Annotated in this window: 19 protein-coding genes; 8 read left to right on the forward strand and 11 right to left on the reverse strand. The window is 40.6% G+C overall.

The window, feature by feature from the left end:
* Positions 1-379: 379 nt before the first annotated feature.
* From HWQ37_RS27690 to HWQ37_RS27700, 3 genes are all read right to left on the reverse strand, one after another.
* Positions 380-841, reverse strand: a complete 462-nt coding sequence (locus HWQ37_RS27690) for a hypothetical protein (RefSeq protein ID WP_292753632.1) — start codon at positions 839-841, stop codon at positions 380-382.
* A gap of 27 nt (positions 842-868) precedes the next feature.
* Positions 869-2,707, reverse strand: a complete 1,839-nt coding sequence (locus HWQ37_RS27695; RefSeq protein WP_292753633.1) for a bifunctional serine/threonine-protein kinase/formylglycine-generating enzyme family protein — start codon at positions 2,705-2,707, stop codon at positions 869-871.
* 405 nt (positions 2,708-3,112) lie between these two features.
* Positions 3,113-3,742: a Uma2 family endonuclease gene (locus HWQ37_RS27700; protein WP_292753634.1), complete on the reverse strand. Its 630-nt coding sequence runs from the start codon at positions 3,740-3,742 to the stop codon at positions 3,113-3,115.
* 111 nt (positions 3,743-3,853) lie between these two features.
* Here HWQ37_RS27700 and HWQ37_RS27705 point away from each other — a divergent pair, with 111 nt between their 5' ends.
* The 4 genes from HWQ37_RS27705 (at position 3,854) to HWQ37_RS27720 (ending at position 8,213) form a co-directional block, all read left to right on the forward strand.
* On the forward strand, positions 3,854-4,495 hold the full coding sequence (locus HWQ37_RS27705) for a Uma2 family endonuclease (RefSeq protein WP_292753635.1): 642 nt from the start codon (positions 3,854-3,856) through the stop codon (positions 4,493-4,495).
* A gap of 748 nt (positions 4,496-5,243) precedes the next feature.
* Positions 5,244-5,528, forward strand: a complete 285-nt coding sequence (locus HWQ37_RS27710; RefSeq protein ID WP_292753636.1) for an HU family DNA-binding protein — start codon at positions 5,244-5,246, stop codon at positions 5,526-5,528.
* A 26-nt stretch (positions 5,529-5,554) separates the two neighbouring features.
* Positions 5,555-6,613, forward strand: coding sequence for a threonine-phosphate decarboxylase CobD (cobD, locus tag HWQ37_RS27715; RefSeq protein ID WP_292753637.1), 1,059 nt, complete (start codon positions 5,555-5,557; stop codon positions 6,611-6,613).
* 148 nt (positions 6,614-6,761) lie between these two features.
* Positions 6,762-8,213, forward strand: coding sequence for a dihydrolipoyl dehydrogenase family protein (locus HWQ37_RS27720; RefSeq protein ID WP_292753638.1), 1,452 nt, complete (start codon positions 6,762-6,764; stop codon positions 8,211-8,213).
* A 201-nt stretch (positions 8,214-8,414) separates the two neighbouring features.
* Here HWQ37_RS27720 and HWQ37_RS27725 read toward each other — a convergent pair whose 3' ends face one another.
* The 4 genes from HWQ37_RS27725 to HWQ37_RS27740 all read right to left on the reverse strand — a co-directional run bounded on the left by HWQ37_RS27725 (position 8,415) and on the right by HWQ37_RS27740 (position 12,981).
* Complete coding sequence (locus HWQ37_RS27725) at positions 8,415-8,942, reverse strand: hypothetical protein (RefSeq protein WP_292753639.1); 528 nt, start codon at positions 8,940-8,942, stop codon at positions 8,415-8,417.
* Positions 8,943-9,225: 283 nt separating this feature from the next.
* Positions 9,226-9,927: a DUF4360 domain-containing protein gene (locus HWQ37_RS27730; RefSeq protein ID WP_292753640.1), complete on the reverse strand. Its 702-nt coding sequence runs from the start codon at positions 9,925-9,927 to the stop codon at positions 9,226-9,228.
* Positions 9,928-10,483: 556 nt separating this feature from the next.
* On the reverse strand, positions 10,484-11,194 hold the full coding sequence (locus tag HWQ37_RS27735) for a diacylglycerol/polyprenol kinase family protein (protein WP_292753641.1): 711 nt from the start codon (positions 11,192-11,194) through the stop codon (positions 10,484-10,486).
* A gap of 35 nt (positions 11,195-11,229) precedes the next feature.
* The gene (locus tag HWQ37_RS27740; RefSeq protein WP_292753642.1) at positions 11,230-12,981 is read right to left on the reverse strand and encodes a DUF3685 domain-containing protein; all 1,752 of its coding nucleotides are present in this window, start codon (positions 12,979-12,981) and stop codon (positions 11,230-11,232) included.
* Between the two features lie 142 nt (positions 12,982-13,123).
* Here HWQ37_RS27740 and HWQ37_RS27745 point away from each other — a divergent pair, with 142 nt between their 5' ends.
* Entirely contained in the window at positions 13,124-16,126 is a 3,003-nt protein-coding gene (locus HWQ37_RS27745; RefSeq protein WP_292753643.1) for a pentapeptide repeat-containing protein, read from the forward strand.
* A gap of 104 nt (positions 16,127-16,230) precedes the next feature.
* Here HWQ37_RS27745 and HWQ37_RS27750 read toward each other — a convergent pair whose 3' ends face one another.
* A complete protein-coding gene (locus HWQ37_RS27750) occupies positions 16,231-16,677 on the reverse strand; it encodes a Fur family transcriptional regulator (RefSeq protein WP_292753644.1) in 447 nt (148 codons plus the stop codon).
* A 645-nt stretch (positions 16,678-17,322) separates the two neighbouring features.
* Between HWQ37_RS27750 and HWQ37_RS27755 the strand changes: the two genes are divergently transcribed.
* Positions 17,323-17,793 carry a CRR6 family NdhI maturation factor gene (locus HWQ37_RS27755; RefSeq protein WP_292753650.1) on the forward strand — a complete coding sequence of 157 codons (471 nt, stop codon included), beginning with the start codon at positions 17,323-17,325 and terminating at the stop codon, positions 17,791-17,793.
* A 188-nt stretch (positions 17,794-17,981) separates the two neighbouring features.
* Here HWQ37_RS27755 and HWQ37_RS27760 read toward each other — a convergent pair whose 3' ends face one another.
* Entirely contained in the window at positions 17,982-18,941 is a 960-nt protein-coding gene (locus HWQ37_RS27760) for a glycosyltransferase family 9 protein (protein WP_292753645.1), read from the reverse strand.
* Positions 18,942-19,010: 69 nt separating this feature from the next.
* Here HWQ37_RS27760 and ispD point away from each other — a divergent pair, with 69 nt between their 5' ends.
* A complete protein-coding gene (gene ispD / locus HWQ37_RS27765; protein ID WP_292753646.1) occupies positions 19,011-19,694 on the forward strand; it encodes a 2-C-methyl-D-erythritol 4-phosphate cytidylyltransferase in 684 nt (227 codons plus the stop codon).
* Between the two features lie 204 nt (positions 19,695-19,898).
* On the opposite strand, the gene HWQ37_RS27770 is transcribed toward ispD, so the two are convergent.
* Positions 19,899-20,069, reverse strand: coding sequence for a hypothetical protein (locus HWQ37_RS27770; protein WP_292753647.1), 171 nt, complete (start codon positions 20,067-20,069; stop codon positions 19,899-19,901).
* A 1-nt stretch (position 20,070) separates the two neighbouring features.
* Here HWQ37_RS27770 and HWQ37_RS27775 point away from each other — a divergent pair, with 1 nt between their 5' ends.
* Positions 20,071-20,418 carry an FUSC family protein gene (locus HWQ37_RS27775; protein ID WP_292753648.1) on the forward strand — a complete coding sequence of 116 codons (348 nt, stop codon included), beginning with the start codon at positions 20,071-20,073 and terminating at the stop codon, positions 20,416-20,418.
* Positions 20,419-20,557: 139 nt separating this feature from the next.
* Here HWQ37_RS27775 and HWQ37_RS27780 read toward each other — a convergent pair.
* On the reverse strand, positions 20,558-21,074 hold a 517-nt coding region (locus tag HWQ37_RS27780), incomplete at its 5' end, for a tetratricopeptide repeat protein (protein WP_292753649.1).

The following is a 21,074-nucleotide window of genomic DNA, read 5'->3' on the forward strand; positions in this document are numbered from 1 at the left end:
ATAATGATACAAATATATTATGATAGGGTTCCTATTTGATTTTTGAAAAGACAAGTAGTAGCCAATACAGTTCAGTTAAGAAAAATTGTAGATTGGGTTAAGCAAAGCGCAACCCAACAAAGCTTTGGAAATATTAGGTTTCGTTCCTCATACCATTTCTTTGTGAGGCTGCGCCAAATTTTCTTTCTTTCTTTCTTTCTTTCTTTCTTTCTTTGTGTCCTTCTCTGACGAGACGCTGCGCGAATGCGCCCTTTGCGGTTCGTTCCTCATATAGTTTGGCGCATCTTCATACAGAATTGGTATCAACCCAACCTACAAATTTTTTTGCAACATTTTAGCCTTGACACGCCAGTAACGCACCATTTATAATGATTTGGGTTTACAGACTTGTTCTAATCCACCAGCTTATTTTCTGCAAATTAGGATCTATCTGCTGCCAAAAGCTTGCAGAAGAGTCTACCTCTCTTATTGCTGCAAATATTTTATTTATACTATCGAAGTTTTTTTGAATCAATTGCTTATCTAGTTTAGGAATATCTAATTTAAGATATTTCAGCCGATTGGGTAACTCTACTTTCTCTTTTACAGGTAACTGATTAATCTGAGTAACTTCTTCTAAAATTGTGTCTATTGATGCAATTATTTCTTGGAGCGTTGGCTTTTTAGTTTGTAATTGTAAATCTTTTTCTTCAAAAGCTTCTTCTTGATTACCTAACTTTACTAAGACTATTTTAACAAAGAAAATATTGTAATCTATTTCACTAACTTCACCCACTTGCTGATGATATTTTCCACTTTTATTTATAAATACTATGTCACCTTTCTCAATTCTGTTGCTCATAATTTATACAGCCTTCTAATTAAATTACTAAATAATCTCCTCTACAGAAAATACTACTCTAAAGCCACAAACCCTCAGTCCCCCGTCTGACTCATTCCAGCTACGACTAGCGCTGCGACACAGTTCTGCACTAAAACTCCAAGAACCACCGCGTAGCACCCGGCGATTTATATCACCACCAACTTCCCAAGCGGTTCCATCTAAGGGTGCGTCGTTGTAATTGTTATGCCACGAATCAGCACACCATTCCCAAACTAACCCGTGCATATCATACAACCCAAAGGCGTTGGCGACTTCAAAACTACCGACGTTGGTTGTTTCTTTACGGAATTTGCTTTTTGGTTCCATAGTGCAGCTGACTAACTCAGGGGTAATACTTTCACCAAAATGGAAGGATGTTGTAGTTCCAGCCCGACAAGCATATTCCCATTCAGCCTCACTCGGTAAACGATAGTCGCGTCCAGTTTTTTCTGATAGCCTGAGACAGAATTCTACAGCTTCATACCAAGATACATTTTCTACTGGTCTATCTAAACCTTTGAATTTCGATGGATGGGGATTTAAAGCCTGTTTGACTTTGGGTAAAGCGGCTACTACTCTCCACTGTGCTTGAGTTACGGGAAATTTCCCCATAAAAAATGGTTCGACGGTAACTTGATGTCGAGGGCGTTCGTCAGCATCTCCTTCAAACTCTGGTGAACCCATCATATAAGTACCACCAGGAATCGATACCATTTCTAATGTGACAGACTTACCTAATTCTTCAGCAAAGAAACTTGCATTACCACTCATGCGGTTTACTTCTCTACCACCTGTGTCTACTGTCACTACGTCAAATTCAAAGGTTTCTAACGGCGGTAATGGTACGATTACTTTTTGTGGTAGCGGCGGTAATATAGGTTGAGACATCGAAACAATTTTAAGTGCAACAGGTTCAATGTTCGATGTGGCAAACTTCAAATCGTTGATAACTTCTACTGCTGTTTGATACCTTTCACTCGGTAAATGTTTTAATAATTTATCTAAAATTTTTCCTAAGTCATCGCTGATTGTAATACCTTTTTCTTTTAAACGTTCGCGCCACATCCATTTAGCATTCATGGCATCATAAATAGGGTCGTTAATCTGTCCAGAAGCATCCTGCAAAGGTAAACATTGAGTTAAAAGACGCACACAAGTTACACCCAAAGCATATAAATCACTGCCATGACAAGCAAATCCAGCCATTTGTTCTGTTGGGGCATAGCCAAGGGTATAAATTACCGTAGCTTGTCTTCCGATACTGGTTTGTGTTACCTGTTTAGCACCGCCAAAGTCAATTAATACGGGTTTTTCATCACTTGCACGGCGGATAATATTTTCTGGTTTGATATCTCGATGAATGACATTATGAGTATGAATGAATTCCAGTACTGGCAACAAATCAGCTAAAAGTTCCCAAATTTGTTGTTCGCCATAAATTTGCTGCCGAACTTCTTGTAAAAGAGTTTTTCCTTGAATAAATTCTTGAACAAGATACAAGCTAGTACCTTGTTCAAAATAAGCTAGTAATCTGGGAATTTGGGTATGATTTTCTCCCAGTTCATACAACCGAAAAGCCTCTTCTTTAAAAAATTCTGCGGCTTTAGTGCGTTGCCCTGTTCCTTGAAACTGCGGGAAAAATTGCTTGATGACGCAAGGCGCGTTTAGTCTGTCTACATCTTCTGTAGCATAGGTTCTGCTAAATCCACCTTCACCTAATAGTCTCAACACGCGGTAACGGTTTCTGAGAAGTTTGCCAAAGTTGCTTTGTCCGCAACTCACGCAAAATCTATTGCTGTCAGAGTTGAATGGATTTGAGCAATTGGGATTTTGGCAGATTTGCATAATGAGGGGGAAATAGCATCTTCTCCAAAGTTAGCCCCAATATTATCTAATTGAAAACTGTGATGTAGAGAAGCGAACACGGAAATTTATTCATGTGCTTAAAATTATCTTTCACACGAGGATAGAAGAGGTTGTTTGAAAAGTTCTATGTTGTTGTGATACTAATCGAATGATTACCCCCCTTAATCCCCCCGATATATTGGGGGGAAACAAGAAAATCCGGTTCCCTCCCCAATATATCGGGGAGGGTTAGGGTGGGGTAAAAGAATATTTGATACATCAATCATGACTTTTAAAACATTCTCTAAGGATGATTAAAAATTAAAATAAAAATTTAAAATAGTTACATAAGAGGATTTAAGCTGATATTGGTAGACTAGGCTTGCTGTAACACAGCCCTTTACTTTAATATAGCTGCTGTTGACCATTCAAAAAAGTTCGTAAAGAACTAATTAAACAATTCAAATCCGGGAAAGTAGGCGAGAGGATGCGATCGCTGCCTCTAAATTGAGTAACTTGGTATTCATCATCGATTAATTGATAAATAGATATAGTAGGCTGTTTTGGGTTGCCAGTGAACTTTTTAGCACCTAGAGCGAGATAATCTACAACCCAGTATTCAGGAATTCCAATACCCTCATATTTACCCTGTTTTGTGTAGTAGTCATCATCCCAGTTGGTATTAACTACCTCAACTACTAAAGGAATTGATGCTGCAAGGCTTACAGTTGATTCTTTTTTCCATAGCGGCTCATTTATCAAATTAGGGCGATTGAGTAATAGCACATCTGGGGAGTAGCCAGATTCCGAATTAGTTGGTTTTACTAGCGCAGTTTTAGGGATTGTATAAGGTAAACCATTACGAACGTACTCAATAGTAATTTTTTCAACCAAAAACCCGACAATATCCTCATGGTCTCCTACTGGTTGTGCCATTTCAATAATCACTCCATCATGTAATTCATATCTTCCACCTTCGGGTCGCCACGCTGCAAAATCTTCAAAGCTTACTAGTTTTGGTATGGCTTGAGTCATAATTTATTACCCCTATTAGTCGTTTCGATCATATCGCTTTCTTAGGTTCAGCCTTAACAGTAATATTAAGGGATACAGTACTGGAAAAGGTTTGTTGCGGAGAACTGAATCATGGTGGCAATAAAAACATCCGCAGAAAATCGGGTTTTACTCCAAAACATTAGCTGGCAGACATTTAAAACCATGCTGGCTGAAATGGGTTCAGATCGTAACTCCCGACTGGCTTATGACAATGGAACCGTAGAAATTATGACCCCACAAATGCCGCACGAGAACTCAAACCGTGTAATTGAAGGTTTTGTGGTTGTCCTGTGCGAAGAGTTGGGCTGGGAAATTAGACGCGCTGGTTCATTAACTTTAACGCGGGATGATTTGCAGAAGGGAGCCGAGCCAGATAGTAGCTACTATATTCAAAATGAAGCATTAGTTCGAGATAAAGAAAATATTGACCTCGCCACTGACCCACCCCCTGACCTTGTGTTAGAGGTGGAATATTCCAGGTCTGCAATAGACAAGCTGAGGCTTTATGCTGCGATGGGAGTGCCTGAATTTTGGCGTTATAACGGCAATGTGTTGCGAGTCTACACGCTTGCAGGTGGTCAATACTCAGAAGTTGAAACCAGTCCTACTTTTGCGCCTGTGTCGGTGAAGGAGATTCCTCTATTTATTCAAGAAACTAAAAAGAATGGTGAAATTGCTACTAATCGTGCTTTTCGGGCTTGGGTGCAACAGAAAATTCCTGCTAGGGATTGACTCACTCCGGCATGAATGGGCGGGCATTCAACAGGTATATACTTAGGGAATTCTAGGATTTTTATTACAAGAGTTTATTAAGTGCCAGCGTTCATCATTCGTGTAACGGAGGCACGAGAAGAAGTTGTCGCAGCGATGTCTACGACGGGCTATGCCTACGCTATTACAAATGTTAAGAAAGATGTGACTAATGGATAATCTTCTAGGGGAGAGGCTTTAATTTTTCCCCTTCTCTACTAAAAAAGCTTGCTAGGGGGTTAGATTTCAGGTTAAATTTTCCAGATGACATGAAAAGTGAGCAAAATCACCAACTTTTTCCAGAAATCAGGAACTTAAGCCTTCAATTTCCATAAAAATTGGTTAATCTCAGCAATAACTCTTCAACATCGGTAATTAATCCCAACAAATGCTGACCATCTTCCACCTCCCCACTCCCCTGTTTTCTTGGCAATTGCGGGATTTACTAGGTATTTTTTCCTACTTTTGGGGTGGTTTTTAGTGGAACAAGTACCCTAAAATTACAAAAAATCCTGAAATCTATATAAATTAATGGTTTCATCTATCCACATCAGGCTACAACGCCTTAGAATGATTCATTGAAAAGTCGAGCCGATGGGATGTACAGCCGTTTTGAGTAAAAATACTCCCAAAGGATGATTTTTGTATTTCTGCAAACAAAGATTTCAGTACAAATGTATTAATTTGCATCCGTACCGAAAAAGCTCAAGTAAACCTTCAGGAGTTTGACATGAATAAAGGTGAATTAGTTGATGCTGTAGCTGAAAAAGCTGGTGTTACCAAGAAACAAGCGGATCAAGTTTTAACTGCCGCTTTGGAAACGATTATTGAAGCAGTTTCCTCTGGTGATAAGGTAACATTGGTGGGATTTGGCTCATTTGAATCGCGGGAACGTAAAGCCCGCGAAGGTCGTAACCCGAAAACAAATGAAAAAATGGAAATTCCAGCGACGAGGGTTCCTGCTTTCTCGGCAGGAAAACTGTTTAGAGAAAAGGTAGCACCCCCAAAAGCATAGGTTCTGTCTTCGGGAACCTTTTTTTAATGCGGCAACCTGCACACGGGGGAAATTTAGCCTGGGCAGCAGCGCTGGCTAGCTGTTCCCCTGATGCTATTCTGGATTTTTCTGCTAGTATCAGCCCGTTGGGGCCTCCAAATAGCGCGATCGCTGCTATTAAGTCCCAAATTGGTAATCTTAAGCACTATCCAGACCCAAATTATAGTGAACTGAGACTAGCTCTCAGTCACTTCCATCAACTGCCGCCTGAGTGGATTCTGCCGGGTAACGGCTCCGCAGAATTACTCAGTTTAATCGGTAGGGAATTATCTCAATTAGCCGCGACAATTTTAATTACTCCAGCCTTTGGCGATTACTACCGAACCTTGGCAGCGTACAACGCTAAAGTGCTGGAGTGTCCTTTGTCATCGGTCATTGGTCATTGGTCATTGACCATTGACAAAGGACAAAGGACAAAGGACAGAGGATTATTGCTGAATAACCCCCACAACCCAACCGGAAAGCTATTTTCACGGGAGTCTATTTTGCCCTACCTAGAGCAATTTGCTTTGGTTGTGGTGGATGAAGCATTTATGGATTTTGTGCCGCCCAATGAGGAACAAAGCCTGATTCCGGTGGTGCAGGAATATCCAAATTTAGTAGTATTGCGATCGCTAACCAAATTTTACAGTCTCCCAGGACTGCGATTAGGATATGCGATCGCACATCCTGACTACCTCGCTAAATGGCAGCTATGGCGAGATCCTTGGCCGGTAAACACCCTCGCGGCGGCGGCGGCAATTGCGGCACTCCAGGATACGGAGTTTCAGCAGCAAACTTGGGCATGGCTACCACCTGCACGAAACCAACTATTTCAAGGTTTAGCTGAAATCCCAGGATTGCAACCCCAAGTAAGTGCTGCTAACTTTTTACTGGTAGAGTCCCAAGAATCTACTTCCCACTTACAGCAACAATTACTCAAGCATCACCAGATTTTAATCCGCGATTGCCTTAGTTTTAAAGAACTAGGCGATCGCTTTTTCCGGGTTGCTGTACGTGAAGAGTCCGATAACCAACGCTTACTAACAGCGCTAAAAGAGAGTTAGGAGTTATAAGTTATAAGTTAGGAGTTATAAGTTATAAGTTAGGAGTTATAAGTTAAAGAAGGTTTTAATTCTTAACTGCTAATTCCTAACTATTAATTCTTAATTCCTAACTCCTAACTCTTAACTCCTAACTCTAATCTAAATTCACGTGACCGTTGACTACGATGTTGTAATTATTGGCGGCAGTCTTGCTGGACACGACGCTGCCCTTGCTGCAAGCAAACTAAGTGCTACAGTTGCCCTAGTACAACCCCAAGTAGACTACGGGTTTACTCATTACCATGTTCTTACTGAAATTGGCAAACTGGCGCAGAAGTTGAATGATGCTGCTGGTTTTGGTATTCATGCCACACACACTAATACCTCAGAAGAATGCCACATATCTATGGCCAGGCAAGAAGCGATGCTCTATGCTCAATGCGTCGCTTCAAATCTCCAAGAACAGCATTCCCCAGCCATCCTAGCCGCGCAGGGAGTCGATGTCATCGTTGGTAGTGGTCAATTTCAATCTTCCCCCCAACTAGCTTTTGCTGTTAACAATCGCCTACTACGCGCCCGTACTTATTTGCTGGCCAGTGGTTCGCGTCCAGAAATTCCTGAGATTGAAGGATTGCAAGCCACTGGCTATCTAACCCTTTCTAATATTTGGCAATCTTTACAGAGAGCGACATTACCCAAAAATTGGGTAATTATCGGTGGAATTCCCCAAAGCATTGAAATTGCTCAAACTTTAGTGCGGTTTGGTTGCAATGTGACGCTGATAGTCAAACATCCTTATGTTCTTCCATATCTAGACTCTGAGATAGCCACATTGCTTCAGGCGCAGTTGGAAGTTGAAGGTGTGCGCGTTCTCACCAAAAAACCAGTAACTCAGGTGAGGGTAATCGAAAATAAAAAATGGATTCAAGCAGGAGATAAGGCCATTGAAACTGATGAAATTTTAGTGGCGACTGGACAACAGCCGAATATTGAATCTCTCAATTTGGCAGCAGTAGGTGTGAAATGGTATCGGCGTAGTTTAGTGGTAAATGATAAACTGCAAACCACTAACCACCGGATTTATGCTTGTGGTGATGTAATTGGTGGTTACGACTTTGCCAATATCGCTAATTATGAAGCAAAAATTGCCCTGAACAATGCACTATTTTTCCCCAGGTTACGAGTAAATTATCGCTCTATTCCTTGGGCAATATTTTCTGTGCCGATGCTGGCGCAAGTTGGTTTAACTGAGGCACAGGCAAAACGCCAATTTCGTCGAGATGAAGTTTTAGTTTTGCGACAGTATTTTAAAACAGTAGCAGCAGCCCAACTTCGGGGCGAAACCACTGGTATTTGTAAATTAATTGTGTTACGCAATGGTGAAATTTTGGGAGCTTCGATATTGGGGGCAGAAGCTGGAGAATTAATTAATTTGATTGCCTTGGCAATGTCACAAAAAATTAAAGTCAAACATTTAGCAAATTTATCTCCTGTCTCTCCTAGTTTCTCAGAAATTCTGGAACAAACTGCAAAAGAGTGGAGTAAGCAAAAGTTAGATAGTAATATTGCTTTGCAAGAGTTTTTAGAGGGCTTCTTCCATTTCCGCCGCAATTGGAGTTAGGACTTACGTAGGCTTTCTCACTAGATACAGCAGATTTCAAGTTGGTGAGGTACACAAGGTAAATCTGTTACCCAGGTATAAAGCGTGTTTTACTCCTGAATTCTGTATAGCTTATAGGGTACTGACTTTGCAGTTATCGCTACCTTTACCGATATGACGGTGCCTTGATTGTCAACGAAACGTTATCAGAGATTGAGCTTATTATTTTTGTTGAAGTGCAAACTTTACATCTGTCAACTCTAATTCTCCTCCGGTACTTCTTAATACTAAATTAATGCCTAAAACACTGTTTCCTTGAGATGTATAGTTAGTTGGAAGGATTTGTTTTGTCAAATCAAACTTCAAAGAAATTCCATTTGACGAACTTGGATATACTAAACTAGTTGGTTGAGTGCCAAGTAAAAATGATGAGATAGCTACTTGTGCCGGTGCTTTCTTTACTTCGCCTTTAAAAGCTAAAGGCACGAGCCTAAATTGCTTTTGAATATTAGAAGTATTAATTCTAATAATACATCTAGCTCTTGATAATTGAGCGTTTACAGTTATCTTAGAGATAAGTGTAAACTGCCTTGTTGTTGGATCGAATTTTATATTACATCCGCTATTAACAGCAATTTGTGGCTGATTTTCTATTGAACTAGCAATACTAGATGAATTGGCATCATAACAGCATACAAAAAACAAGGATGTTAATATGAAAAAATTACGTGCATCACTTAATTTCAACATAATCTACTCTCCATTTAGATAATTTGGAATCTTAAAGAAGAATACATTTTGTATAATCAATGAGTGATAAATTTCAATCCACCACTCATTGAAGACCATCAAATTCAGAATTTTATGCGGTATTTTACCGTCTATGTTATCCGCCTTTTCGGTTATAATACCCAACTGAATTCGGCAGAACGTATTCTGTTTTGTGAAAAAAGAAAAATTACAAAAAAATGGCGATATCACTGAGATTTACTCGTGAGATTGGTAATTTTTCAATTCCACAAAAATAAACAAATTAGCAAGGACTTAAGTCTATACGTAATAACACATCACCAGCACTGAGATCGGCTGTATCAACAGTAATAGAACTTCCTGATGTAGATTTTTCAATCAGATTAATACCTAATTGTCCTTTTCCACCACATGAAGCAGCTCCAATCAAAATATCATCTTGCTCCTGAAAAAGAGGATTATCAGATGTAAACTTGGTAATTTTAGGGACAGCTGAGGCTAGACCAAGGGCACCACCATTGAAAATATAGCTTCTGCTTAAGGTTGAACCTTTACTCAGTAATTTAACTCCAACAGTTCCTTGATATAGTACCTGTACATTTTGGACAAAGAAACCACTTGGAATAGTAGTATTAATACGTAAAATACATATTTTACGCTGACCCTCGAATGCAGCAAAGTTATCCAAAATGATCGATAAGCTTCTCTTATCATCTCCAAGAAGCTGACCTGCAACAGTACATCCACCAGACCCGATTGCTTTTCCAAAAGTAATACTAGGGATTGGGATTGGTGCAGCAAAAGCCTTGGTGGTAATAACATTCATTCCAAGAATTGTAGAGACAGACACTAATGTACCAAGCTGTTTAATGTTCATGTGGATTGTACTTATGCTATTCAAAGTTGTTTTTTGATGAAAAATACATTCAGAAGGCAGAACCCATCCTTGTTTCAATCCACGCTCAAAAGCATGGGATTGAAGCAAAGATGCTTTGTGTCTCGTGTTTACACATCTCGACACAACTTTATTTAGTGGGCAATGAGCCACACAACTAAGGTTTTAATTGATACTTCCAGCTTTCTGCTTTCTTCAATTGGGGGAAATACTTTCAGGTATGCTTTGACAATTTCTGCTCAATCAGAAAATGAAGCAAAACTATATATCGCTAGAGTTAACAGAAGATTAACATCAAGTTGTAAGATGTTTTCTTGCTGTACGTCTATGTGGTGGAAATCATATAGTTGTTTCAGTCAACAAATATGTGTTCTTGATCACAGATATATTGTGTTTCTGAACACTGCCAAATTCAAAATAGTAGTACTGTAGTATGGAGGAGCAGTACTCCAAAGTTAGGTGCTAAAAATTAGGGGTATAAATCACCGATTTAATAGTGCGATACCGATAGCGCAGCGTTACTAAGCCGTCGAGCGTCACAGTTCGCCGCAGACATCGCAGTGAAATAGCTATTTTTATTGAGAATCTACATTATGAGTGGCTGAAATTCTAGTCGTACACTGGCAACGAGGTAATTGGGAGTGCCTTAAAAACCCTGCATGAAAATCCAAACTACTCCTGCCGCTACTAGAGGGACGCTGAGGTTATCTGTGCCGTGGGGCGAGACTGCCTCTGCTAGGGTGGCGAAAGTAGCAGTTATCACCGCCGTCAACAATGCCCATCCTAAACTTAAAGGCGTTGCTAGGGGACTCAGGGACGAACCAGGTAGCAGTAACAGCACCAAGAAAATCACTACTGTACTCGCTACAAACATTGCTGCTGAACCTTCCCAGGAACGCACGGAGTTTCCCACTTGGTATTTATGCTGCCCGAAACGTCTACCGATTAATGCTGCGAGTGCATCACCCCAGGTCATTGCCATTATCCCAGCTACAGCGATCGCAACGCTATCTACTGGCCCATCTGGTCGCCATAGTAGCCCGAAAAGCAGCGTCACTGAGATAGCGAAATAAACTGTACCAGGTGAGCTATCTTGGGTATCCATTGCGCCAATGATTCGGTAGCGGTAAAACAGGTAATTGAGTCCGATAAAGGTAGCAAAAGGTATAATTCCGATTTCCCAGTGGTTAAACAGTAGCAAAACGCCGAAAGCCCACATCCCTGCACCAATATGGATTACCTTTCGGGTCAAATCTGGTTTTACACCAAATAGCCTACGTAGTCCCTCGCCAATCACAAGCAGACTAGTAGCGTAAATATAAGAAATTGCTAGTCCAATAAAATCATTGTTAGTCATTGGGAATTGGGCATTGGGAATTGGGCATTGGTTCTTCACTTAGGTCGATCGCTATTTCGTCTAAAGTTCTTGTCTACTGACGAAGCGCTACCAATACCTTGAAGAATACCACGACCGATTAAACCTAAACCGCGACCAACTATTTGGGTAAGGATAAAAACTATACCGCTACCTAAAAAGGATAACAGTGATTTTAAACGCGGTGCGATCGCATCACTAAATTCTAGGAGCAATGTCACTACTAAAGGTATATTAGAAAGTTTTACTAACTCCTGATTTCGAGGCGCATAAACTGAAGTATTGGCAATTCCACGAGGCGCAATTACAAATAGCTCATAGCGACTTTCAAAAACTGCTTTTGGCTCGTTTATATAATTTTTTAAGCGATATTTCCATGATAACTCATTTCTAAATCGTTCAATCTCTCTTGTGGAAATTAATTGCTGCCCATAAAAGTTTTGCTTAATCTCTTCTACATCTGCTAAAGAATTTAATAGTGGTTGCACTACTCCATTTGCTACCTGAATTAACAAGTTTTCTAAAATCATTAATGCTTGGGACTTAGACTCAGGACTCACTACTGGATAGGAAATATTATTAATATTCAATTCGGTTTGAAATAATAGATAAGAATATAACTCACAAACTAGGGGAATTCTATTGAGAATATCTCTTTGCACAATCTCTGTATTTTGCAGCAATAAATTAACGATTTCTATATTTTGATTAACTATTTTTATCCGAGAAAATTTGCCAAAAAAATCTGTAATTGCTACTTGCCATAAATCACGTATCAAGGTATTTTTTAGTTCATATAATTGATTTATCTCTATTTGAGAAGTACGCAATTCATCCAACTGTTCAGCTAATTTTTGCAGAATCAGATAAAGTAACTCCCGCTTTTTATCTTCACGAAAGATGTCAATTTCTAAAGGTATATCTGTGACATTTCTTAAAGGAAATTGAAGTTTGGTAATACAAGATGTAAATAAGGCAGATTGTAGGGTCACTGGACTAAGTAAAGGTGATATATTTTGCCTTGGTTGAATGGAACTACTTAATGAAGGAGTTAAGGACGACTCATCAGCAACCGGAATATTTTCTTCTGTCCTTTCTTGTGGTAAAATCAACAACCGATTTAGCAACCAACGTGCTGCTAGCAGTTCTCGCCTCTGTCCAGCGAGAATAGCTCGATCTAGTATTGGTAATCCGGGAACTTGTAATTGTGCTGTGACTGCGGCTAAGGTAGCGTCAATGTTAGCAATTCCTGACAAACGCAAATTATTTCGGAGTTTAAAAAAAGGGAGTGGAGAGTGGGGAGTAAAAGGTGGGGAGTTAGGATTTATTATTGGTTTCACGTCCTGGAACCAATAGGAACCACCATCTGCAACTTCGTGCATGGCGGCGACTAACTCAATAAGTGGTGTACCTTTAGGACAGTAGCCATTTACACCAATAGATTTGGCAGCTAATAGCAGTCCTTGTTCTTGAATAGAACTGAGGAGCAAAATTGGTAGATTGGGATATAAGGCTCTAAGTTGCCGACAGAATTGTAAACCTAGCTGTTGACTGGTGGTGGAGCGACCATTGCCGAATTCTAAAACTACCAAATTTACCTGGTTAGGGTCTTTTTCGGCAATTTCTGCTAAAATTTGCAAGGCAATAGTGTCAGTTTCTACAACTGCGATCGCTTCTAAGTTAGGAATTCCTTCTAGAGCTACCTGTAATCCCAGACGAAAAATCGGGTCTTGGTCGATTAACAATAATTTTAGAGGGCGATCGCTCATAGTCCACTTAATTACATCAGCACTGTTTTTTCAATCAAAAAAACAACTTTGATACAAAACTTTGTCTTCCCCATTGTCACCTGTTTTCGCAAACTTATAAATCGATCGCAATTGCCATAAACAGCCTTCACTGTGTAATTAAATGAACCTGAATATTCGGCACTGGTTGGCAGAACGCCATATCGCAATCAATCAAATCAGCGGGTTTTCTGGGGGGCAATTGGCAGGTATTGCCTACCGGATTGTTCAGGATATGGAACTCAAAAGCCTCATGCCTTTTGATATCTGTACCTTGGTAGAGGTTTTAGAACTGCCCTTAAGTATTGTTTGGGAAGAAATTAGTGTCATTTCCCAGTTGACAGAAAAACTCTTACGTAGCCTCAGCCAAAAAAAACCGTTAAAACGTAATGAAGGGACGTGGCTAGCGTTTCAAATTGCCTATCTCCAAGCTTTGCAAGCAATTCTAGAGCAGGAAGCAAGCTTACAAAAACCGTGGTTAGACCGGGCAATTATACCTATACAATCACACATACTTAAAGATGACGTAGGTAAACCGATCCTCCAAGATTCCCAACTACAAGGATTGCTGAAAACTCTCAGCCCAGGTAAATTGACTGATACTCAAGCTGAACAAGCACTGTCTTCCGTTGCAGATTCATTACTGGTGCAACAAATAAATAACGCTGCTATAGCTTGGTTCGTTGCCAATGGTGCAGAGGAACCGGAAGCAAAACTTCTAACACAGCGTTTAGTCAACTCACTTCCTGGTGACATACTGGTAGTCGTCACCGAAAATGCTGCACCTTTAGCCCAACTGCAAAAATTTTTCCGTTTGGGAATTTCATTATCTCCCAGTTCGATCGCTCCAGAAGTTGGTTTTACAATCAGTGAAAAAATTGATTTGCAGCGAGAACATTATCGTGCCAGTTTGATTAAAAACCTCAGTATACCTTTGCTGATGGAATCCTTTGCTCTTAAGGATATTTACATAGCACAAAAAGGCTTACCAATAGAAGAAAATATTTCTGAGCCAGATAAAAAAACTATTAAACTAGTTGATTTAAAGACATGGGCGCAGCAACAGTTAACTGATTTAGAAACGATCGCTGTTATTGAGTCAGAACCTGGTTATGGGAAAACTAGTTTTTGCCAACTTTGGGCAGCACAGGTAGCACAGGAATTATACCCTAGTTGGATGCCGATAGTAATTAGGTTGCGAGATGTAAAATATGGTAAAACTTTAATCGAAACTCTAAATTCTGCCTTTGGTGTTAATCTTTCAACTTGGTTAGAGCAAGAAAATCTCCCTTGTCTGTTGCTGCTAGATGGTCTGGATGAACTGCCCCATTCTAGTCATGGTATCAGGGCCCAAGCAATTTTTATTCAGCAATTATTAAACTTTCAATCTCAGCACCGACACAAAATTGTCTTAACGAGTCGGTCAACAACTTTACCAGAAATTGTCTCCGAACTACCGCTATTGTTGAAACGAATTATTATTCAGCCATTGGATGTAGATGAACTCAAACAATGGTTTCAACAATGGGCAAAAGTGCAATCATTGCCAATTACTCAAAATTTCTTTACATTTTTAAAACAGGCGGGGTTATTTACCAGCCAATCAAAGTTAAGAGAATTATCTGCCCTTATCCGTCAACCGCTAATGCTGCATTTATTGGGCATTTTGCACCGCGAGGGATTGCTAGATGATGAACTATTGCAGTTAGCTGCTAACACCCAAAAGTCTTTTCTGTTATCGGAAATTCATCATCGCCTGAGTCGATGGTTGTTGGGTTATCCGCTAATTGGTGGGATCAAAACGATGCTACAGCGTTCAGGATCGGCTCATATCCACCGGACTCCAGAAGCGATCGCTAATTTACTCAACCATCGTCATCCCCAAGATTTACTTGAGCAGATGCAAGCGATCGCTCTCAAAATTTTACACTCGCAACGTCATCAAATTAATCTAGCTGGTGAATTTAATACTTTACCAGCATTTTATTTTAAGATTCGGGATGTAGAAAGCGCCGAAAAAAGTACTTTAATTGAGTTTTCGCATCTCAAATTAGGAGAATTTCTTTGTGCAGATGCTATTGTTGCCCAACTTAAATTTCTGACTCAGTACCAAGATGAAGCTTATGGTACGCCCACTTTTGTACTTGATTCTCCCAGTAGCGTCGCCCAGAATATTTATAATTTACTAGGTTACGGGATACTTAGCCCAGAAATTGAAGAATTAGCGATCGCTGGATTGCGTCGCCAACAAAAGCATAAATTTTCCTTTGAGGTTTTATTTCAACGTCTTTTATCTTTTTGGCGTGCTTACTGCCAAGGGCGTTGGTTAGATGAGGGGATAGCCCACAAAGCTTTAACTAATTTTCACGCCCTACAAAACCTTGTGAATGTTGAACAGGTGAATGCTGCGGTGGGACTGAATGTGTTTTTATTGCTTTGCGCTTGCAACCGAGAAACAAAAGTTCCTTTTTGGCCTTGTGGGAATCCAATCAATTTGACAGAATTCAATCCAGAGGTACTGAGTGTACTAATTGCTAGGACAACAGTTTTGCATAAAAGTGCCTTCGCCACCCGAATTAAGTCTCTGGCTGGACTCAATTTATCGGGAGCCTCTTTATTACAAGTGATATTAACTGGGGTAAATCTTGAGCAAACAAACCTATCTAATGCGGAATTAATGGGGGCGAATTTGGCTGGAGTCAATTTACAACAGGCGAACCTCACAGGCGCAAACCTGCAACATGCAAACCTCGCCGGTGCAAACCTACAACAGGCGAACCTCACAGGCGCAAACCTGCAACAGGCAAACCTTACCGGGACAAATCTTAATTCTGCCAATCTCACCAACGCCTGTTTATTTGATGCCATCCTTGCCAAGACTGACACAAAATTGGCCGCTGATAATGGTGCTTTGTTCTCTAAAGAGTTGTTTCAAAAACTGAAACATTTGCGATCGCAGCAGCCCTTCTTAAACACCATAAAAATCACGCCAAACACAAACATTAATGGCAAAAACACCCCTGCGATCGGACTAATTGAAAGCTGTGAAGGCGCAATTTTATCAGTAGATTTATATGATGATGCCGATGATGAGACAGTTTTTAGTAATAATTCTATTGGGGAATAGGGCGTTAGGAGTGCTGAGTGCTGAGTTAAGAGTTAAGAGTTTTGTTTATCTCCTTGTCTCCCTTGTCTCCCTTGTCTCCCTTGTCTCCTTCATCCCCCTGCCTCCTAACCCTCCTGCGAATTACGGTAGCCAAAAAAGTTAATACTGTAGTCAGTAATCCGCACTCCTGTTTCTTCTTCAATTTTGCGGATCAAATCTTCTGGTAGTTCCACATGAACATCAAGAATTTGATTTGTATCCACACAGTTTATATGACTGTGAGAATCACTGATATTGCCGTACAAACGCCCATCACAGCGTTCAATACACTCAATGATGCCTTGACTGGATAATGCTTCTAAATTTTGATAAACAGAAGTATGACCGATCTCTTTGCCTTGTTGGTTCAAGCGATCGTAAATCTCTCTTGCAGCCAGATGTTCATTTGCTTGCCAAAGTAATTCTAGAATAAAGCGACGCTGACGACTGACGCGCATACCCAGGTTTTGACAGCGCTCAAGTGCATCTTCTAAGGAACGAATTGGTCTTGTAGTAATTGTTTGTTTTTGCATATTACAGCTTATTAACTGTTAGGGGAACTTTCCCATCTAAATGTTTATTGGTTATTTAATATATGCAATGATATTGCACACCAATCTTTTACCTGTACTTGTGTTTTGGCTTTTGATGCTGGGGAAGTGACAGGCGGCGATAATAATTTTTTTGCTTATTGATGGTTACTTTCTCAGACCTTAATCTAAAACAAACTCATTACAACTTTAACTTAAAATTGCTGTAAATGTCCACCTTGGGTAGGGCAACGCCTTACCCAAGTGGGCTAGTTCTAATGGCATACGATATTGATTGTGTAGTAATTATTTAGTTAGATGCGAGTAATTATAGCAATCAAGACTTACGCACGGACTGCGATTTTGTATCATTACTAGCGTTAGCGAGTGACTCTGTGAGAGAAGCTAAGTAATTGCAAAGGCTTAGTTTTTCGTTATGAGTGCGTCAGTCCTAGCAATGATGAAAGTAACATTTAATTTTAGTAAAAATCAGTGAAAAACTATCAGCAAAAAAGTATCAGTAAATACTAATTGATTTGTGAATAAGACTTTGTGCTATTAAAAGTCAATGTAGCGTCAATCCCGGAAAGCTGCTACTGTATATTCTCGATCCTACAGTTGAGCATCAAGAAAGTGGCTGCTGAATCAATGACAATTGCGATCGCACTCAATAATGACTTCATTAACAATCTGGATCTATCGCCAGCGTCAACGGTGATTGAAAAACTGCTGCAAGAGGGGGTTACATCCCATGAACAGCAGCTACGCTTTGATATCAATTACAATCTCGAACCTGGCGATCCCCGCGAACTCTCAGAAATTCCAGAGGTGCGGCTGTGGTTTGTGCGCTTAGATGCCAAATATCCCTGGTTGCCATTTTTACTAGATTGGAAAGCTGGAGAATTTGCTCGTTATGCCGCCATGCTTGTACCACATCAGTTCAGTTCCCAAGAAGGTATTCAGTATAATCCTGAAGCCTTAGAGATATTTTTGATGCATAAAATCTTTATTTTAGGCGATTGGCTCAAACAGCAAGATATCCCTAGCCTCTCGCGCCTGAAGTCTATGGCTCAAATGCTGGGTTATGAATTAGATGATGCTTTTTTTGGGATATTTTAATACCTTGCAAAAGTCCTCACCCTCAATCGTTCGCGCAGCGCGCCGCAGACAAGGCAAAGTTGGGTAGTTCACTACTGAATAACCGCAAAATCTAACTGTCACGTCCAGGTTTTGCGGTCATTCAACAAACGCATAACTAGATTGGATATCCAATAGACTGATTGCAGAAATTGGGACAAACTACTGGTTTAGCCACCCCAAATTTTCTCTAAAACTGCGTTTGGTGAAATATCCGCCGTTTTTCCCGTGGGGGACGCAATGGCTAGGAATTTATCGTTTTTTGGCAACAACTTAGCTGGATCGGTGGGGCCAAATAGGGCAATGGTATAGGTTTGGACTGCAACACTCAGTTGTAGTGCGGCATTATCAGTAGACAACATCAAATTTGCACCAGCGATTATAGCAGTTAACTTGCCAATATCATCTGGGGCAGTTACCTTGATATCTGGAGAAGACCCCAGAAGCGATCGCACAAACTGCTCATCGTCAGTTCCCTTAACAACCACTACAGGCAAATCCGGCTGCTTGTCTTGGAAGCCTTGAATAATTTGATGCCAACTTTCCACAGGGTAGATTTTATCCAGTTCTTTAGCCTGGGATAACTGGCCAGAACTGGCAATAATCAAGATATAGCCTGTTTCATTCACCCCTAAACGTTTTTGTTCCTTTTGCGCCCACTCAATATCTGGTTTTGGCACATTTACTGCTAACTCTGGGACAGGAGTATTTATTTCCAATGGTTGCAGCAAATCGTGATATACTGCCGCCGCATACTGGGATGGTTTGAATGGCACAGCATGGGTCAGAAAACCCGATCCTTTGCCTTGGTAGCCAATACGTATAGGAATTCCCGTCAACCAGAGTAAAAGACCCACCAACCAATTTTGCTTAACAGCAATGGCAACATCGTACTCGCGATCGCGAATTGTCCCCACTAAATTACCCCAATCTGCCAGACTGTTACGGTCATTAAAATCAAAGTTCAGTACCTCGTGAACCGACTTGCTCACTCGGTAGGCAGCCTTTGACTGGGGTTCAACAACGACATCTATCTGAGCGTTAGGGTAATGGCGCTTCAGGTCATCTAGAGTCGGAAAGAAGAGAATTTGGTCGCCAATTCCGCCAGGTACAAGGGCTACTACTCGCATAATATTTATTGACGCTTACTCGCTCCCTATTTTAGGGGAAAATATATAGCTTAAAGATTGAGGAATTCTGTGTATTTACTAATTCCAGCTGCGGGAATCGGAAAAAGAATGGGGAGTAACCGCAATAAACTCTTGCTCCTAGTGCGATCGCAACCAATTATAGCTTGGACTCTACTAGCCGCAGAAGCCGCCAGTAGCATCACTTGGATCGGGATTATTTCTCAACCTGCTGATTGGTCAGACTTGAAAACAATTCTCGCCGATCTGAAGCTGACTAAACCAGTAGAATTAATTCAAGGCGGCTCCACCCGTCAAGAATCTGTTTACAATGGCTTGCAATCTCTGCCGATAGGCGCAGAACAAGTGTTGATTCATGATGGCGCTAGATGCTTGGCCACACCAGATTTATTTAACTCGTGTGCCGAGTCCATTCGCCACTGTCCCGGTTTAATCGCTGGTGTACCTGTCAAAGACACCATCAAAATTGTCAATGAACAAGGCATAATTCAACAAACACCCGATAGACGACAACTATGGGCGGCACAAACTCCCCAAGGATTTGATGTGAAGTTGTTGAAACAGTGCCATGCTGAAGGAGTCCGTCAAGGTTGGGAAGTAACTGACGACGCTGCTTTATTTGAAAAGTGCGGCATCGAAGTCCGAATTGTCGAGGGAGAGGAGACAAATTTAAAAGTAACTACTCCACAAGATTTAGCGATCGCAGAATTTATTCTCACAAGTAGAGGCTTTTAAGTTATTGGGCATTGGGCAATTCAATTTTGGATTTTGGATTGAAGATTTTGGATTAAATTTCAATCTAAAATCCAAAATCTAAAATCTAAAATTCTTGCTCTCCTGCCCAATGCCAAACTTGAAAGTTTTAAAATACTTTGACAATTTACGATATAATCCCGCACACTTGTTGATTGTTAGTTGTCATGTACTAATGACCAATGACTAATGACCAATGACTACCGCTATGGTATAAGCTAGTTTAACTCTGATATTCATGGCAAAGTCCTCTAATAGACTCCCGTCTGAAGCTAGCCCAGTCAAAAACCGAATTTTTTCACAATTAATAAGTTGGGCTACTACGCCCAAAGGAATTTCAACGATTCTGCTAGGCAAGATGGCACTGAAAATGGCGATCGCATCAGCCATTTCTTTAATTATTGCTCAGGGGTTGCGGTGGGAATACCCGTTTTATGCAGTCATAGCAGCAATTATTGTGATGTCATCTACCCACGGTAGCACACTGAGGCTAGGTATTCAGCGATTAATTGGGACGGCTATTGGTGCTATAACTGGAGCCATATTTGCGATCGCATTAGGTAGCAATTCATGGTCGTTAGGATTGTGTGTTTTCCTGACCATCTTTTTCGCTTCCTACTGGAAATTAAATGAAGCAGCTAAACTGGCGGGGTATGTTGCAGCGATCGCTCAAAGAGTTCAGCAAGAGAATAATAATCAGGATTAGCTGTGTGGTTAGTACATTTTACTGAAAATCTTGGCGATCGCTCGGCATAGACCGAGATAATCTTGATTAATCGTGATCACCATAATTTTTCCATTTTGCGAATAATATTACTGACTTTTTGAACAAGTTGGCGATCTGGTTATTTCTCAAGCTGTTTAATGCGGTTTAGAGCATCTTGATAGTTGCTTTCTTTTCCTTGTTGCTTATACAAATCGGCAGCTTTACGAAAATGCCTAATTGCAGCTTGCTTATGTCCTAAAGCAGAGCGAGCTATACCCCGGTTGTGGTAAGCATCTGCATAGTTGGGATTAATTTTGATGGCTTGAGTGAAATCTTCAATTGCTGCTTGTTTGTCTACTAAAGCATAGTGAGCTTTACCCCGCAAGTAGTAAGCATCTGCATCGTTGGGATTAATGTTGATGGCTTGAGTGTAGTCTTCAATTGCAGCTTGCTTATCTCCTAATTCATAGCGAGCTAAACCCCTGTTGTAGTAAGCATCTGCATAGTTGGAATTAATGTTGATGGCTTGAGTGTAGTCTTCAATTGCAGCTTGCTGATCTGTTAATCGACCGCGAGCTATACCCCGGTTGTTGTAAGCATCTGCATCGTTGGGATTAATTTTGATAGCCTGAGTGTAGTCTTCAATTGCAGCTTGC

Origin of the sequence: Nostoc sp. NMS4 (assembly GCF_017115095.1) — a bacterium.
Classification (GTDB): domain Bacteria; phylum Cyanobacteriota; class Cyanobacteriia; order Cyanobacteriales; family Nostocaceae; genus Nostoc.